We start from the raw sequence: 16,871 nt of genomic DNA, 5'->3' as shown, positions 1-16,871 counted from the left end.
CAGGACCACAGGATACACAGAAATATCAATTAAAAAATCTGTGTAATCTGTGGTGAAAAGAAATCGTAAATAGTAAATCGCTAAATAGTAAATAACCACATGAACACCTTAGCACGCAACTTCTCGCATACCTTCCGGCGCTTCTTCACGGCAAGCGTCCTGAACATCATCGGGCTGGCAATCGCCTTCGCCTCCTTCTTCGTCATCATGACGCAGGTAGACTATGATTTGAATTTCAATAAAGGGTATAAGGATTATGAAAAGATATTCCGCGCCGAATTTAAAGGAGGGGAAGACAGAGACTGGCAAACATGGTTATCCCGTCCGTTTGGAGAAATAATCGAGAACAGTTCTCCCTACGTTGAAGCTGTTTCTAACGCAATGATTTGGAACAGTGGTTACGATTATGAAGTGAACGGACATCTGTTCAACGAAACCACACAAACCGGCTTCGGCAACTTTATAAAGACTTTCCAACCCGAAATGATTGCCGGTTCTGCCGATGCGCTCAACCAAGAAGGGAATATCCTGATTCCCCAATCGATGGCGATACGCTTTTTCGGAAGCACAGACGCCGTAGGTAAAACCATCTTCGAAGGCAAACAAGCGGACAACAAACCGCTGACCATAGGTGGAGTATATAAGGATTTCCCCGAAAACACACAGTTAGGAAACATGCTCCTCAAACCGCTCGACAAGAACGAGAACAAAGACAACTGGAACAATTTCAACTATATCTGCTATGTACGCCTAAGCGATGCCACGCAAGCGGAAAGCATCGAGAAAATAGTCAGCCAAAAACTGTTAGAAATGAAACCTTTCACGGGAGGAATCGAACTGAAGGAAGGCACTCCTTTCTTCCGCCTTACTCCCTTATCGGAAGTCCATTTCTCGAAAATAGGGAATAAGAGTGCCAGCAGCCGTACTACGGTCTATCTGCTTATCTGCGTGTCGTTTCTCATCGTCATCATCGCCGCTATCAACTTTATGAATTTCTCGCTTGCCGAAACGCCGATGCGTATCAAAAGCATCAATACGCAAAAAGTGTTAGGGGCAACTACCGGCTCGCTCCGCACCAGCCTGATTATGGAATCGGTGCTCGTCAGCATCCTTGCCTTTGCCCTCAGCCTTGTTTTGATACTGGCTTTGCGCGATTCGGGCGTAGAAGATTTGGTCAGTGCCGACTTGAGTTTAGGCAAACATGTGATTCTCTTAATCGCCACCTTCGGCATCAGTGTATTAATAGGCATACTGGCAGGGCTATATCCATCGTTCTACGTTACCTCTTTCCCTCCTGCCCTCGTACTGAAAGGCTCGTTCGGCTTATCACCCAAGGGACGGAAGTTGCGCACAACACTGGTTTGTTTCCAGTTCTTCATCTCCTTTATGCTGATTATCGCTATCGGTATCATGTATGCTCAAAGCCGATACATCCGCACTTCGGAATACGGTTATGACAAAGATGCCATCATTGTGGGCGAAACAACCAAAGAAGTCAAGCAACAAATGAATGCCGTCGTAGACGAACTGTCACGCATTTCGGGTGTGGAAGGCGTGGCGTTCTCGCAATTCGTTCTCAGTTCATCCGACACTTATATGAGCTGGGGCATCTCCGAAGGAGAACGGACAATGAACTATGAGGTGATGCCAGTAGACTACCGTTACTTGGATGTAATGGGCATCCGCTTGACCGAAGGACGTAATTTTAAATCTACAGACGGCAGCGGATTCATTTTCAACGAAGCCGCAAGAAAGAAATACCCATGGCTCACACTGAACCAGCCTCCATTCCAAAAGAGCATGGCTTTCCCTGTCATAGGTTTCTGCGAGAATATCAAGTTTACCTCGTTCCGCAACGATAACGATGAACGCCCCATGGCATTCTTCTCTACCAAAGATTTAGGTTGGGAAGGTTGGGAAAACACCGTCAATGTCCGCGTCTCCGCCGGAACAGACAAAGTGGAAATCATCCGTTCGCTGCAAAAGGCAATGGAAAAGTTCACGCCGGGGCATGACTTCAACTTCCGGTTCATGGACCAGGTGCTCGACAATGCCTACCGCAACGAGCTGCGCTTCACCCGCCAAATCCTGCTCTTCTCCCTGCTCGCCATTGTCATCAGCATGATAGGCGTGTTCGGGCTCACCATGTTCGAGAGCGAATACCGCCGCAAGGAAATCGGCATCCGCAAGATATTCGGAAGCACCACGGGCGAAATCCTCCGCATGTTCAACAAGCGATACCTGTATATACTGATAGGATGCTTCATCGTTGCCGCCCCCTTCGGCTGGTGGATAGGACAGCACTGGCTGGAAGGATTCGCCGAACGCACTCCCATCCGTGCCTGGATATTCCTCACCTCCTTCCTCCTCGTCACCGCCATCACCATGATAACGGTCACCGTACAAAGCTGGAAGAACGCCAACGAGAATCCGGCGAACTCGATTAAAACAGAATAAAACTTGTAGGGGCGTATCGCATACGCCCGAATGCATTCACGTGGATGTATTTAGGGCGTATGCGATACGCCCCTACAGGAAACCCAAAAAACGTAAATAGTAAATTGCTAAATAGTAAATAACCACATGAAAACCTATTTCACCTTCTTAGAGCGCAACAAGCTCTTTACATTCGTCAACGTGGCAGGGCTGAGCATCTCGCTGATGTTCGTGCTCCTTATCGCCAACATGGTGACACGGCAGCTCACCGTGGATAAAGATCTGCCCGATGCCGACCGCATCTATGTGTTTGCCAACGAACACTGGGCAGGAGGACATTACAACTTGGGCAACCGCCTGCAAAGCCGCTATCCGGAGATAGAAGACTGGTGCGCCATCAAAGTATCAAACCCGTATGTGCAACCGGACGACAAGCCGGTGCAGGTATTAGGTGCCAGCGTGAAGAAGAACTTCTTCGAGTTCTTCCGCTTCCCTTTGCTGGAAGGGAACCGCGAACAACTGCTTACCGATGACAACAGTGTCGTGCTTACCCGCTCCGCCGCCCTTCGTCTGTTCGGCACCGAGCACGCCGTAGGCAAGACCCTAAAAATCATCCCTTGTAATAACGGGATATTTACCGTGACGGGTATCGTTGAGGACATCAACAACTCTATTATCCCTTCGGACATCGACATCTTCATCCCGTTCGAGAACATGAAATACATCCAATGGAGTTGTTCGATGGAATGCACCGAAATGAACAATGCAGCGGGGAGCACCCTCTTCTTCCGCACCGCTCCGGGAGCTGACTTGAACCGGAAAGCCGATGATGTAGTGGCATTCCTGAGAGAGTTTTACTGGTTGTTCAGAGACAGTGACAGCTTCAAGAAAGTCCAATTCATCCCATGGCATGATTTCTACTTTTCCGAAACTCCTGCCACTGTCTACCTCAACCAGTACGACTTCAAGCTGGTAGTGATTTTCATCACCATCGGCGCGCTTATCCTCTTGATGGCGATACTGAACTACATCAGCATGAGCGTGGCGCAGACCAGCTACCGTGCCAAGGAAATGGCTACACGCCGCCTGCTCGGTTCGTCACGCCCCGACATTTTCTGGCGCATGATAGCCGAATCAGCACTGCTCACATTGGTTTCGTTTATCATAGGCTTCCTCCTTGCCAAAGCCGCCGAACCTGTGGCTATCGACTTGCTTCACGCCAAGCTTGACATTACGGGCGATCTCAATGCCACAACCGTTATTGTCTATATCCTGTTCATCGCAGCACTGACCTTGCTTTCGGGCTTTATCCCGGCTACGATACTTTCCAACTACAACCCTATGGATGTAGTAAAAGGGACTTTCCGACGCAAGACGAAAGCCGTCTACCTGCGAGTGCTCAACATCGTGCAGTGTGGACTGACTATTGCCCTGCTCACTTGTTCCGCCTATCTCTCCGTGCAGATATACCGCATCGTACACGCACCGTTGGGTTACGAATACGGCAACGTGCTGACTTATCCGTCCTACGGCTCTCAAAAGAACCTGCAACTCTTCCGCACCGAAGCAAAGAAGCTGCCCTTCGTGAAGCATGTTTCTTTCTCATGCGGCATACCCTTGGACGGAGGGAACAACAATACCACCTATATTCCTTCGGCGGACAGCACCTTGGAGATGAGTTTCCAGACCTTTATCGTTGATTCGGCGTTCCTCGACATCTACCACATACAGATAACCGAAGACCGTCATACGCCGATAGGAGGCAACAATTTCTTTCTAAGCGAACGGGCGATGAAGATGTTGGAACCTGTCGGGACCAAAGATTATTTCACGAGCAACAATTACGGACGCACCCAGATAGCCGGCGTGTTCAAGGATTTTGTCATCAGCCGAAGCCTGATAGACCACGATATCCATCCGCTCCAGATACAGATAGAGCATCCCGACAGCATCTATCCATGGAACATTTCGGTGGAAGTACAGGACGGCGACCTGAACGCTTACAAGAAAGAGATAGACCAACTCTACAAGATAGCCGCCAAGGATTTCGCTTTTGAATCGGCATGGTACGGCGACCAACTAAAAGAGCTCTATTCCGACTTCAGCCGCATGAACCGCCTGATGCTTATCTTCACCGGTGCCGCCCTGCTTATCTCGCTCTTGGGGCTGACCGCCATGAGCCTGTACTTCATCGCCCAGCGCAAACGGGATATGGCAATCCACAAGGTGTTCGGTTCCAGTTCGTTGGGCGAGCAGGAAAGGCTGATGAAGTTCTCGCTTGTCTCGCTCGGCATCAGCCTCGTGATAGCCATTCCGCTGATGTTGTTCGGCGTGCATCAGATAGATAAGATTGTGACCTTCGACAGTGCTTTCCCGTGGTGGGTACCGATAGCGTCTATCGCCTTCATCGCCTTCGTCTCCTTAGCTTCGGTCTATCTCATCAGCCGGAAAGCCACCCGGGAGAATCCGGTGGAAAACCTGAAGACGGAATGAGATAAGGGTTCATCACAGATTACACAGATTTAATCAATTATTTTAATCCGTGTAATCTGTGGTGAAAACCAAGTCGTTATTCACTATTAACTTTTAACTATTTACTAACAACATCGCTCCATAAATTCTCTTAGATTACCTTGTGCCGCCGGCAAACTTGTGTGATACAAGTCAACCGGCGGCTTTCTTTTTTCATACGGCTGACAAGGGCAACACATACGGATGAAATGGGCAACACATACGGATGAAATGGGCAACACATACGGATGAAATGGGCAACGCATACGGATGAAAATCGGTTTGCATACAAATAATTTGCAAAGTACATGAAAATCGCTATCTTTGTGCAAAAGAAAATTAAACCAAATACCAAACAAAAAATGAAAGATTTCTTAAAGTACATGCTGGCTGCCATTGTCGGGGTCTGCATCGTAGGAGTTGTATTTACCATTATCGGCATCATGAGCATTGCCGGAATGGTCGCTTCTTCATCGGGAAGCGAAACGAAAGTAAGCGATAATTCTGTATTTATCCTTAACTTGAGCGGAAGTGTGGAAGAACGCGCGCAACCCAATCCGCTGAGTCAACTGATGGGCGATAATTTCGAGACATACGGGTTGAACGACATCCTCAGCTCGATAAAAAAAGCAAAAGAGAACGAAAAGATAAAGGGCATCTGCCTGAACGCGGGTGTTTTCGCTTGCTCTCCGGCTTCGCTGGAAGAAATCCGGAACGCGTTGAAAGACTTCAAGGAAAGCGGGAAGTTCCTCGTTGCCTACGGCGGGAATTACCTGCAAAGCACGTATTACTTGGCAAGTGTAGCCGATAAGGTCGCCATTAATCCGCAAGGAAGCCTCGGCTGGCACGGGATTGCCACACAGATTTATTTCCTGAAAGACTTGTATGATAAAATAGGTGTAGAGATGCAGGTATTCCGTGTCGGCACGTATAAGTCGGCGGTAGAACCTTACATCGCCACTCAAATGAGCGACGCCAACCGTGAACAGACGCAAGCCTTCGCCAACTCGATATGGAATCAGATGGTGGCTGATGTTTCCGCTTCGCGCAATATCCCGGCAGACAGCCTCAACGCATTGGCAGACCGGAATATGGACCTTCAGTCTACCGAGACCTACATCGCCACAGGGCTTGCCGACACCTTGATATATCAGGACGGGATGCTCGCTTACCTGAAGCAACTGACCGAAACCGATGAGGACGATGCGCTGAACAAGCTTTACCTGGAAGACATGGTGAACGTGCAGCGCAATGTGCCGAAGGACAAGAGCGGAAACGTGCTTGCGGTGTATTATGCGGCGGGCACCATCGGTACGGGCGGTTTCTCTACAGACGAAGGGATTAATCCGGAAAAGGTGACGAAAGATTTACGCCGCTTGCGTGAAGACGAGAGCATAAAGGCTGTAGTGTTCCGCGTGAACTCACCGGGAGGAAGTGCGTTCGGTTCGGAAGAAATCTGGCGTGAGATTACCTTATTGAAGGAAAAGAAGCCCGTTATTGTTTCGATGGGCGACTATGCGGCATCGGGCGGTTACTACATCTCGTGTGCAGCCGACTGGATTGTAGCACAGCCTACTACGCTGACCGGTTCTATCGGCATCTACGGTGCCATACCTAATGCCGATAAATTGCTGAACGATAAGTTGGGAATCCATTTCGATGGCGTAAAGACCAATAAGTTGGCTGATTTCGGTGTCATTAACCGCCCCTTCAATGAAGAAGAGAAGGCCTTGATGCAGGGAATGATAAACCGTGGCTATGAGCTCTTTACCCAACGTTGTGCTGATGGACGTAAGATGTCGGTAGACGAAATAAAGCAAATCGCCGAAGGTCGGGTATGGACCGGCGAAATGGCAAAAGACTTGAAATTAGTAGACGAATTGGGAGGCATTGACCGGGCAATAGAAGTTGCAGCCGAACGAGCAGAAATAGAAGACTATACCGTAATGAGTTATCCCAAACAAGAGGATTTCTTTACCAGCTTGATGAGTTCCGGGAAAGAACGTTATTTATCGGCACGCCTGAAAACCGAACTGGGGGCATTGTATGAACCGTTCCGCTATTTGCAAAGCATCAAAGAAAGTGACCGGATTCAGGCACGCCTGCCGTTTATGCTAACGATTAAATAGTAGTATTTTATGTCTAAAACGCAGATTCTCGCGGATTTTTATAGTCAATAAGGTATGAATTACGAAAATCATTTGTCATGCTGAATGTTAGTGAAGCATCTCGAATGCGTCCACGTGGATGTATACGAGATCCTTTGTTCAGGATGACATTACATTGATATTTTTCGCAAACCAATTTTGTCTCACTATAAATCTATTAATCTGCGGAAATCTGAGTTAATCTGCGTTGAAAATCAAAACAAATAGCATGAGCAATAACTGGAAGAAAATAAAGATATATCGCAGCCTGCTCCCTATAGCCTGGCTATACGGGGCAGGCGTGCGCTTACGCAACTTCCTTTTCGATAAAGGGATATTGCGTCAGCATACATTTCCTGTTCCGGTTATCTGCATCGGGAACCTGACGGTAGGAGGTACAGGCAAGACTCCGCATACCGAATACCTGATTCGTTTGTTGCGTCCGGAATATCAAGTGGCAGTACTTAGCCGAGGATATAAACGGAAATCAAAAGGGTTTGTATTGGGGAATCCCGAAACACCGATTGAAGAGATTGGCGACGAACCTTACCAAATGTTACATAAGTTTCCCGACATTTATGTAGCGGTAGACGAAAAACGATGTGAAGGCATTCGCTTCTTAACAGACGGGCATACGGCTCCCGGCACACGAGTCATCCTTTTAGACGATGCTTTTCAACATCGGTATGTGAAGGCAGGTGTGAATATCTTGCTTACCGATTACAACCGGTTGATAACAAGAGACCGGTTGCTTCCGGCAGGACGTTTGCGCGAACCCGTTGATGGGAAAAACCGGGCGGACATGATCTTGATTAGCAAATGTCCTTCTACTCTGACGAAAGAAGAACAAGCGGAGGTGCGAAGAGAAATCGCTCCCAAACAAAGTCAGCTTCTTTTCTTTACAACGTTAGCATACGGGCGATTGCAAGCCTTGTTCGTCTCTTCTCCAGAACGCAAACTGGAAAGTATCGGACCGGATGAACACATCTTGCTATTAACAGGCATTGCCTCGCCAGCCCCGCTTATCGAAAAATTATCGGGATATACTTCTCATGTCATACCGCTGACTTTCCCCGATCACCATGCTTTCGATGCCAATGATATGCAACGCATTCAAACCGCATTCGAAAAGCTTCGAGAAGGGAAACGGCTGATTATTACCACCGAAAAAGATGCCGCAAGGCTTATTGGGCATCCGGACATAGCACCGGAACTGACACCTTATATATATGTGTTGCCCGTTGAGGTAAGTTTCCTCAACGAAGAAGAAAGAATTATGTTTAACCAAAACATCACGGATTATGTTAGAGAAAATTCAAGAAACAGCAGCCTTTCTGAAGGCTAAAATGCAGACTCATCCCGAAACCGCCATTATATTGGGAACCGGTTTGGGAAGCTTAGTGCATGAAATTACAGATAAATACGAAATAAGCTACAAAGATATCCCCAACTTTCCTCTTTCAACGGTAGAAGGGCATAGCGGGAAACTGATATTCGGCAAGTTGGGTGGTAAAGACATCTTGGCTATGCAAGGACGTTTCCACTTTTATGAAGGTTATTCCATGCAACAAGTGACCTTCCCGGTACGTGTGATGCGTGAATTGGGCATCAAGACACTTTTCGTGTCAAATGCAGCCGGAGGCATGAACCCGAACTTCGAGATAGGTGACCTGATGATTATCACCGACCATATCAACCTCTTCCCCGAACATCCGTTGCGCGGAAAGAACATCGATTACGGACCGCGCTTCCCGGACATGAGCGAAGCTTATTCAAGAGAATTAATCGCTAAAGCACTGGAAATCGCAAAGGAAAAAGGCATCAAGGTGCAGCAAGGCGTCTATGTAGGCACGCAAGGACCTACGTTCGAAACTCCGGCTGAATACAAGATGTTCCATATCTTGGGCGGTGATGCCGTAGGTATGTCGACCGTACCTGAAGTGATTGTTGCCAACCATTGTGGCATTAAGGTATTCGGTATATCGGTCATTACTGATTTGGGCATAGAAGGGCAAATCGTAGAAGTATCACACGAAGAAGTGCAAAAGGCAGCCGATGCCGCTCAACCGCGTATGACTACCATTATGAAAGAATTGATTAACAGAGCGTAAAACCATGCACGAAGGAAACAGAACCGAAATAGCCACGTTAGGCGAATTTGGCTTAATCAAACACCTGACGGAAGATATTAAATTGGAAAATAAAGAGTCGGTGTATGGCATAGGTGATGATGCAGCTGTTCTTTCTTACCCGGATAAGCAAGTATTGGTCACCACCGACCTATTGATGGAAGGCGTACATTTCGACTTAGTGTATACTCCACTCAAGCACTTGGGGTACAAATCGGCAATGGTAAACTTCTCGGATATCTATGCCATGAACGGAATGCCCAAGCAGATTACCGTATCCTTAGCGGTATCGAAACGTTTCTGCATCGAAGATTTAGAAGACTTCTATGACGGTGTGAAACTGGCTTGCCAGCAGCATCATGTGGACATTGTAGGAGGAGACACCACTTCTTCAGTAACCGGTCTTGCCATTTCCATTACTTGCATCGGCGAAGCGGATAAAGACCAAGTGGTTTATCGGAACGGAGCGAAAGAAACCGACTTGATTTGCGTATCGGGCGACTTGGGTGCCGCCTATATGGGACTTCAATTATTGGAACGCGAGAAAGCGGTATTCCAAGGAGAAAAAGACGTTCAGCCCGACTTTGCCGGCAAAGAATACCTATTGGAACGTATCTTAAAGCCGGAAGCACGCCGGGATATCATTGAAAGTCTGGCTAAGGCGGGAATCAAGCCTACGGCAATGATGGATATTTCGGACGGGCTTTCTTCAGAACTGATGCACATTTGTTCGCAAAGCAAGACGGGATGCCGGGTATATGAAGAACGTATTCCGATTGATTACCAAACCGCCGTTATGGCAGAAGAGTTCAACATGAACCTTTCCACTTGCGCCCTGAACGGAGGCGAAGATTACGAACTGCTCTTCACCGTCCCCCTTCCGATGCACGAGCAGGTGTTGCAAATAGAAGGCGTAAAAGTAATCGGTTATATCACGAAACCCGAATTGGGTTGTGCCCTGATTACCCGTGACGGAACCGAACTGGAACTGAAAGCTCAAGGCTGGAATCCGCTGAAGTAAAATGAAATAGGACACAAAAGCACATAGAGAGTGCTTTTGTGTCCTATTTCATTTAAATGCAAACTAAAAAAGAATTGCTTCCTCACCTTTCTCATATTTGAAATAAGGAGAGTCTAAAATGTGTTTTTTAAACCGCAATATATTCTCATTCGAAACATCTCCTAATTTGATAATTATCCGATTATGCCTTTCGTCTAACGCATGGCCATACCACTTAATTTCAGTATGATTATCAGCTACGATTAATGAATCTAAAGTTTTCATCAGCCCCACTAACATAGCCATACTGTTCGCGTATGGCTTGATGATGATTCCATTTTTGGTTTTACACCGTTGCCAAATATCTTCTTGTACGGCGTATGAATTGGAAGTCACCCAAATATACAGCATTTCATTCTCCACATAAGCACCACCATAATAAGAAGGAATGCCTGATTGTTGTATAGAGGATAACCAATTACGGACAATCTCTTTATTACTAAGCACAACCTGCGGAATTTTTTCATCAGCATGAGGGTTCTTCTCACGACCTGCGCAAGACAGCATCAGCATCACTACTATAACCGCAATATATTTAATATAACTCCAAATCATATCTCTCTACTATACGAGAAGCAGGACAAAAATATGCAATAGAAAAATGCTATCGAAGCATAAAAGAGCATTCATCATAATCTTTCTCCCGGCAACGGTGGAAGAAATAATCTGTCAGAAAGTGCGCGTTTTGTTGTAAGAATTTCCGTCCGTACTCTTCTCCTTTCAAGCTGTTCAGCATCGCATCCGGTAGCATGCCCCTGTCTTGCAACATGCAACTCAAGTCGTATGGAATCACGTCCGGGCTAAGTAAGAAAGAAAGCGCTTTTTGAGCAGCGGCTTTTGCATCGTAAAACGGATTGTCGGGCGACTTGACACATTCGCATAACTGGGTTTGTATGTACAGCCCCGTACGAGGACTTGCCATCAAGATCAATCCATGCTTTGCTCTTATTGAAGGCAACTTCAATCCTTCAGCCGTACGGTATTTCATCTCATGAGTCAGGAAACCAATCATTTCTTTTCGGGATTTGCAGAAATAAAAAGGCTTTCCGCCGGTTGCTCGTATGAAGTCTTCATACACAGCCTTTTCGTTCCGATGTTCTTTTTTGTCACGCAGGCTTTCTACAGCTTGCTTTATGTCATTATTCAATGACGGCAACAGACTCATTATACCTATTTGATTCCACACTTTTCCATAATGCAGCAAGGTGCAGAGAGCAACTGATTCACCCACTTGCCTGTCTTTGATAGAACTCAAGTCGAAAGATTCCTTAGCAACTCGATACACTTCATCATTACCGCATAGGTCCTGTAAATACAAGAAACCGTCATCTTCCCCTGTAAGCAAGAAGAAACTTTCTATATACTCCTTTGTCGAACGCCATTCTTGCGGACCGTTGTTCTGTTCAGCCCACAATGCCAGCCATTCGCAAGAAGTGAATGATAAAGGTCCTCTGCGCCCTTGCAACATCAAGGCTGTATAGGTGTTATATACGAGCAAGTTCTTCTTCCCTTGCCAATCCTCGCTTAAATCGCTTGTTATTTCTTCTAATTCATCCTCATATTGCTCTTGGTTTTCGATATTGAAATAAGAGCCATAATGAAACCATTGCAATACTAAACGATACTTCTCGAAACTGTCCCATCCTCCTTTTCCCTCGGGATGCATAAATTGCCAAAGCCGTTCATTTTCGGGTGCTGTTTCATAAATCTCATCCAATATGCAGTAAAGTTCATTCGCGATGAGTTCTATTCCCGGATTTTCGGGATTAATAATACGTCCTTCATCTCGGGAAGAGAACTGTATATGATGCCATAACAGAAAGCGTATGTCTTCGACATTAATTTCATCGGGGTAATAATTTTCATCCAGCGGATAAAAGGGAAGCCAGTTCCCGTAACGTTTCTTACACGCTGCTGTAAAAGTAGTCCAAATTCCTACTTGGCTGATGACATCCTCAAACCAGGCTGTCAGGCAAAGGCTAAAATAGCGGGCATCCTTCTCCTCAAACATTCCGTCTGCTAAAGGCGTGTTCAGTACTTGGTAAATCTGATTGGCTACATCGGTGTAATAGCGGTCTACTTCGTCCACAATTTGATAAGGATGCAATTCCAACCATTCTTTCGGATATATTTTCTTCATTGTCTATTGATTTTAGTTGCACACATCGTTGTTCTTTCTTGTCAATTTTGACCGAAGATACACAAAAAAAACGTTTGTCCTGTTGCTTTTCCGGTTATTGCCGGTTATTTCTGCACTTTTGATAAAAAAGTTTCAAAATAATTTGCAGATTCAAAAACTTTGCCTACCTTTGCACCCGCAATCAAGAACCAACGATTGTAAAGTTGGTGCCATAGCTCAGTTGGTAGAGCAAAGGACTGAAAATCCTTGTGTCCCCGGTTCGATTCCTGGTGGCACCACTTGAAAGTCAGAGAGTTACAGCGATGTAGCTCTCTTTTTTATTGTTTTTACCCCTTATTTTAGCGGCAGTTTAAAGGCACAGATTTTAAACGGCTCAGTTTGAATATTTGGAAGATTACGTTAAACACTACCCAAAAGACCATACAAAAGCTAACGGAGCAACAACAAGCTATATTGGTCTATCTGAATGAACACCCCAATGCCACACGAAAAGAATTATGTGAAAAGATTCCTGATGCGACAATGGGAGGTATCATTCACAATCTTTCCCGCCTTCAAGAGCTTGGCTTACTGAAACGTATAGGAGGCAGGAAGCAAGGATATTGGCAAATTATAGAATAAAGGATTATGGACGATTTGGAAGAATTTGAAAGTTGGCACGAGGATTTAATGGCATGGGAACGTTTTCAAGACGAGCTTGAAAGAATCAAAGGAGAAAATGCCTACGAAGACTTGCACGACTTTGAGGATAAAAGCGTATCCTTGCAACAGGAAACCTCCACGCAATCTGTCGCAGAACGCTGCAACAATCCACTGAATCAATAGTGGGGAATTATACTACTTACTGATTCATAAATCAAAGATATTCAGCCGCTTGGATAAATATTCAACTCCTAGTGGCACCACTATTAATAATAAAGAGGGTGTTTCAAAATAGAAACAGTCTTTCATTTTGTCTTCTAAGGGAGTAAAGCGAAGGATCTCGTGTACATCAGTTTGTGTATTCGAGATCCTTCAACGTTTAGGATGACAAAAAATGAAAAATCTGAAGTCTTAACCTAACAATTCTTTTACTTTAGCTGAAATTGCACGACCTTCAGCAAGTCCTGCCAATTCTTTGGTGGCTACTCCCATCACTTTCCCCATATCTTTACCGCTAGTGGCACCTACACGGCTAATGATATCTTTCAATTTAACTTCCAGTTCCTCAGGTGAAAGTTGTTTGGGAAGATAAGCTTCAATGACATGCACTTGCGCCATTTCCGCTTCCGCCAATTCGGGACGTCCTGCCTGAATGTAGCTCTCGGCAGAGTCTTTTCCTTGTTTCACCAATTTCTGCATCAATTTCAGGGCAGCATCATCGGTCAGAGTATCGTTTGCTCCCGGAGCAGTTTTCGCTTCGAGGAACACTTTCTTTACGTTGCGCAAGGTTTCTAATCTCACCTTATCTTTTGCCTTCATGGCTTCTTTAATATCGTTGCTGATTTGTTCAAATAAATCCATAATCGTATTGTTTTAAAGGGTTATTAAAATATGATTTTTGTCGAACCACTCTCATTCACCGATGTATTGGCGGTGTGCGACTCGTTGGCAGACGCGCGCAACTGAATGCTTTCGAGCACGGTTTTCGAACGCTTATAGGTCGGTGTGGCATCTACCATACTAATTACATCATCATTATCCAAATCGTCTTGTTTGAAAATGTAAATCTTATAGTTGCCTTTTTTCTTCCCGTTCTGTAATCCGGAACGGTAGATATCATCGCGACGTTTTTCTTTCGCTTGCCGGATGCGCTCTTCTTCTTCCCGGCGTTTGAGTTCCTCAGCCGTATGCTTTTTGGTCAGGGCATCGTCCATTTCGGGGATGTCCTTGATGCCGAAGCCTGTAGCAAGGATAGTGAACTTGACTTTCCCTTCCAAGCTATCGTCGATGTAAAGCCCCCATTTGGTCTCTACATCTTCTCCGAAACGACTCATGAACTCATGTACCTCATTCATCTCTTCCATCATCAGGTCATTATTCGTACTATACGAGATATTGAACAGAATCTTCTTCGAGTTAAAAATGTCGTTATTATTCAATAAAGGAGAGTGCATGGCATCGTTAATGGCTTGGGTGACACGTCCTTCCCCATCTCCGTATCCGGTACTCATCAGGGCGACTCCGCCGTCTTTCAACACGGTTTTCACATCGTTGAAGTCGAGGTTGATAATGCCTTCAATCGTAATAATTTCAGCAATGCTCTTAGCCGCAACAGACAATGTATCATCAGCTTTGGCAAATGCATTCATAACGCTAAGGTCGGAATATACATCCCGCAGGCGCTCATTATTAATAACCAATAAGGCATCTACGTGTTTACTCATTTCTTCTACACCATCGAGTGCCTGATCGATTTTCTTGTTTCCTTCGAAGAGGAACGGAATCGTTACGATACCTACGGTCAGGATGCCCATATCCTTAGCTGTTTTGGCAATTATCGGAGCGGCTCCAGTCCCGGTTCCACCACCCATTCCAGCCGTAATGAAGACCATTTTACATCCGTCATTCAGCATGTTTTCAATGTCTTCCATGCTTTCCTCAGCCGCAGCTTTAGCGCGTGCGGGACGATTTCCAGCTCCTAGTCCTTCCCGTCCTAATTGAAGTTTCACAGGAACAGGCGATTTCCGAAGTGCCTGGTTATCTGTATTGCATACGACGAATGTCACGTCGTGGATTCCTTCTCTGTACATGTGGTTGACTGCGTTTCCGCCTCCCCCTCCTACACCGATTACTTTAATAATACTGGGTGTTCCGCCATTCGAAAAATCGAAAGGCATTGTTGTTTCATCAGACATAGTTCCTTTTATTTAGTTCGGTGAATAATTTTGTTCTCTTTTTATTCATTCATAAAGTCATCCGCTCCTTCTTTCAGCTTATTAAGCCATACAGTAATCGGATTATTCGCTTTTTTCAGTTGTACAACTTTTTCACGCAAAGCTGCAAGTTCTTCCTGCTTTTGAGCGATATTCATAGCTTGTGCTTCTTCTATTTTATTCAACGCTTCTTTAAACTTCTTCCGTTCTACCAAACGTTGGGCTTCAACAATCAATGCATCACAATCGCGCAAACGTTTTTGGGCACGTTCCTGTTCTTGACGGATACGTTCTTCTTCCAATTGCTTCTTACGTTCTTCCTCCGCTTTTTGACGTTTTATTTCGTCCTCTTTCCGCTTGCGCTCATCTTCCGCCTTTTTCTTAGCTTCGTTTTCTTCCTCTTGCTGCTGAATCCAACTCAACTGACTTTTGTGAGGGTCTATTTTACAGCAATTATCTTTCCCTGCAGCAAGCAATCCTATCAATGTATTTTGCGAGCCATTAGGAGTAACATATTGTTCCTCGTCTTTCAATTCTATATTCCCAATTGGGGCAATGCGAATTTTATCTATTTTAGTAATAGTGGTAAATGCCTTACACAAGTTTGGTAAACGGGAAGCCCCACCGGTAATGACAATACCGGCATGTAATTCACTTCCATAACCAGAAAGCTTGATTTGATTCCAAGCATTCTCTAAAATTTCAATAACACGTGCTTCTACAATATCCTCCAGTTTCCTTGCCCGGATAGCACATTTCCCATCAAGAACATATTCTTGATTGATATCTTCTTCCTCCAGCGATTCAGTATAAGCACTTGCATAGTGCAACTTTAATTGCTCCGCATCTTCTTCTTCAATCTGGAAACTGGCTATGTCTTTTGTAATATTGCTACTTCCTAAAGGGATTACCGCAACGTGACGAAGAATATTGTTCTTATAAACAGACACAGTAGTTGTATCAGCCCCGAAATCAACTAAAGCACATCCCGAACGTTTCTCACTTTCAGTCAATACAACATTAGCCGTTACCAAAGGTGAAAGCAAATAGTCTGCCACCTCGTATCCGGCTTGACGGAAACATTGGCGGATATTATTCTTCAATGTATTGCGTGCAATAACATTCACATAGTGCCCTTCAATATGGTCTGTAGGGATACCGACTGGTTCTGTAGTAAGTTGATTTCCTACTTTATATTCTTGTGGCTCGACAGCAAGGATTTCCTGGTCTATCAATGCCATTTCACGATTGTTTTTCATCAACTCATCAATCAAGGCTTGTGAAATTTTCACTTCCTCATTCAATTGCTTTGTCTCACAATTACGAATGCTCCTGAGTGATTGCCCACCAATCCCCACATAAACTTTCTTAATAGATGCTTGCAATTGTTCTTCCAGGCGTTGGATAACCGAAGTCAGGCATTGGGTAGTCTTGTCCAGATTGTAGATAATTCCTTTTTTTATACAGTCTGAAGAATGCTCACTGGCGTATGCAAGTATTTGAATGCTTCCATCGGCATTTTTCTTCCCTGCAATGCCTGTGATTTTACTTGACCCCAGTTCGATCGCTGCTATAAAATCTGTTACTGCCATA

At 45.3% G+C, this 16,871-nt stretch carries 13 protein-coding genes and 1 tRNA gene; 9 read left to right on the top strand and 5 right to left on the bottom strand.

Features of this window, described 5'->3' with window-relative positions; all coding sequences use genetic code 11:
• The first annotated feature begins 99 nt into the window (after positions 1-99).
• From B5F91_RS08125 to thiL, 6 genes are all read left to right on the top strand, one after another.
• Positions 100-2,457 carry an FtsX-like permease family protein gene (locus tag B5F91_RS08125; RefSeq protein WP_087428591.1) on the top strand — a complete coding sequence of 786 codons (2,358 nt, stop codon included), beginning with the start codon at positions 100-102 and terminating at the stop codon, positions 2,455-2,457.
• 126 nt (positions 2,458-2,583) lie between these two features.
• On the top strand, positions 2,584-4,929 hold the full coding sequence (locus tag B5F91_RS08120; RefSeq protein ID WP_087428590.1) for an ABC transporter permease: 2,346 nt from the start codon (positions 2,584-2,586) through the stop codon (positions 4,927-4,929).
• A 380-nt stretch (positions 4,930-5,309) separates the two neighbouring features.
• A complete protein-coding gene (gene sppA, locus B5F91_RS08110; RefSeq protein WP_087428626.1) occupies positions 5,310-7,076 on the top strand; it encodes a signal peptide peptidase SppA in 1,767 nt (588 codons plus the stop codon).
• A gap of 247 nt (positions 7,077-7,323) precedes the next feature.
• A complete protein-coding gene (lpxK, locus tag B5F91_RS08105) occupies positions 7,324-8,439 on the top strand; it encodes a tetraacyldisaccharide 4'-kinase (RefSeq protein ID WP_087428588.1) in 1,116 nt (371 codons plus the stop codon).
• Complete coding sequence (locus B5F91_RS08100) at positions 8,396-9,205, top strand: purine-nucleoside phosphorylase (RefSeq protein WP_087428587.1); 810 nt, start codon at positions 8,396-8,398, stop codon at positions 9,203-9,205. The genes lpxK and B5F91_RS08100 overlap by 44 nt, the downstream gene beginning before the upstream one ends.
• A 4-nt stretch (positions 9,206-9,209) precedes the next feature.
• Positions 9,210-10,244, top strand: a complete 1,035-nt coding sequence (gene thiL / locus B5F91_RS08095) for a thiamine-phosphate kinase (protein ID WP_087428586.1) — start codon at positions 9,210-9,212, stop codon at positions 10,242-10,244.
• 63 nt (positions 10,245-10,307) lie between these two features.
• Here the strand turns inward: thiL and B5F91_RS08090 are convergent, their stop codons facing one another.
• Both B5F91_RS08090 and B5F91_RS08085 read right to left on the bottom strand, forming a co-directional pair.
• A complete protein-coding gene (locus B5F91_RS08090) occupies positions 10,308-10,838 on the bottom strand; it encodes a hypothetical protein (protein WP_087428585.1) in 531 nt (176 codons plus the stop codon).
• A 49-nt stretch (positions 10,839-10,887) separates the two neighbouring features.
• On the bottom strand, positions 10,888-12,423 hold the full coding sequence (locus B5F91_RS08085; RefSeq protein WP_087428584.1) for a DUF3843 family protein: 1,536 nt from the start codon (positions 12,421-12,423) through the stop codon (positions 10,888-10,890).
• Positions 12,424-12,628: 205 nt separating this feature from the next.
• On the opposite strand from B5F91_RS08085, the gene B5F91_RS08080 reads away from it, so the two are divergent.
• The 3 genes from B5F91_RS08080 to B5F91_RS08070 all read left to right on the top strand — a co-directional run bounded on the left by B5F91_RS08080 (position 12,629) and on the right by B5F91_RS08070 (position 13,248).
• A tRNA-Phe gene (locus B5F91_RS08080) sits at positions 12,629-12,701 on the top strand.
• A gap of 100 nt (positions 12,702-12,801) precedes the next feature.
• Positions 12,802-13,044 (top strand): hypothetical protein, encoded by a 243-nt coding sequence (locus B5F91_RS08075; RefSeq protein ID WP_239416378.1) that lies wholly within the window; start codon positions 12,802-12,804, stop codon positions 13,042-13,044.
• Positions 13,045-13,050: 6 nt separating this feature from the next.
• On the top strand, positions 13,051-13,248 hold the full coding sequence (locus tag B5F91_RS08070) for a hypothetical protein (RefSeq protein WP_087428583.1): 198 nt from the start codon (positions 13,051-13,053) through the stop codon (positions 13,246-13,248).
• Between the two features lie 228 nt (positions 13,249-13,476).
• Here the strand turns inward: B5F91_RS08070 and B5F91_RS08065 are convergent, their stop codons facing one another.
• From B5F91_RS08065 to ftsA, 3 genes are read right to left on the bottom strand one after another with little or no spacing between them, the layout of a single operon-like run.
• Complete coding sequence (locus tag B5F91_RS08065; protein ID WP_087428582.1) at positions 13,477-13,926, bottom strand: GatB/YqeY domain-containing protein; 450 nt, start codon at positions 13,924-13,926, stop codon at positions 13,477-13,479.
• Between the two features lie 23 nt (positions 13,927-13,949).
• Positions 13,950-15,260 (bottom strand): cell division protein FtsZ, encoded by a 1,311-nt coding sequence (gene ftsZ, locus B5F91_RS08060; RefSeq protein ID WP_087428581.1) that lies wholly within the window; start codon positions 15,258-15,260, stop codon positions 13,950-13,952.
• A 41-nt stretch (positions 15,261-15,301) separates the two neighbouring features.
• Positions 15,302-16,870, bottom strand: coding sequence for a cell division protein FtsA (ftsA, locus tag B5F91_RS08055; RefSeq protein WP_087428580.1), 1,569 nt, complete (start codon positions 16,868-16,870; stop codon positions 15,302-15,304).
• Position 16,871: the final 1 nt, after the last annotated feature.

The organism is Bacteroides sp. An322 (assembly GCF_002161765.1).
Taxonomy (GTDB): domain Bacteria; phylum Bacteroidota; class Bacteroidia; order Bacteroidales; family Bacteroidaceae; genus Phocaeicola; species Phocaeicola merdavium.
Note: the sequence above shows the minus strand (reverse complement) of the source record. Positions and strands in the feature narration are given on the sequence as shown.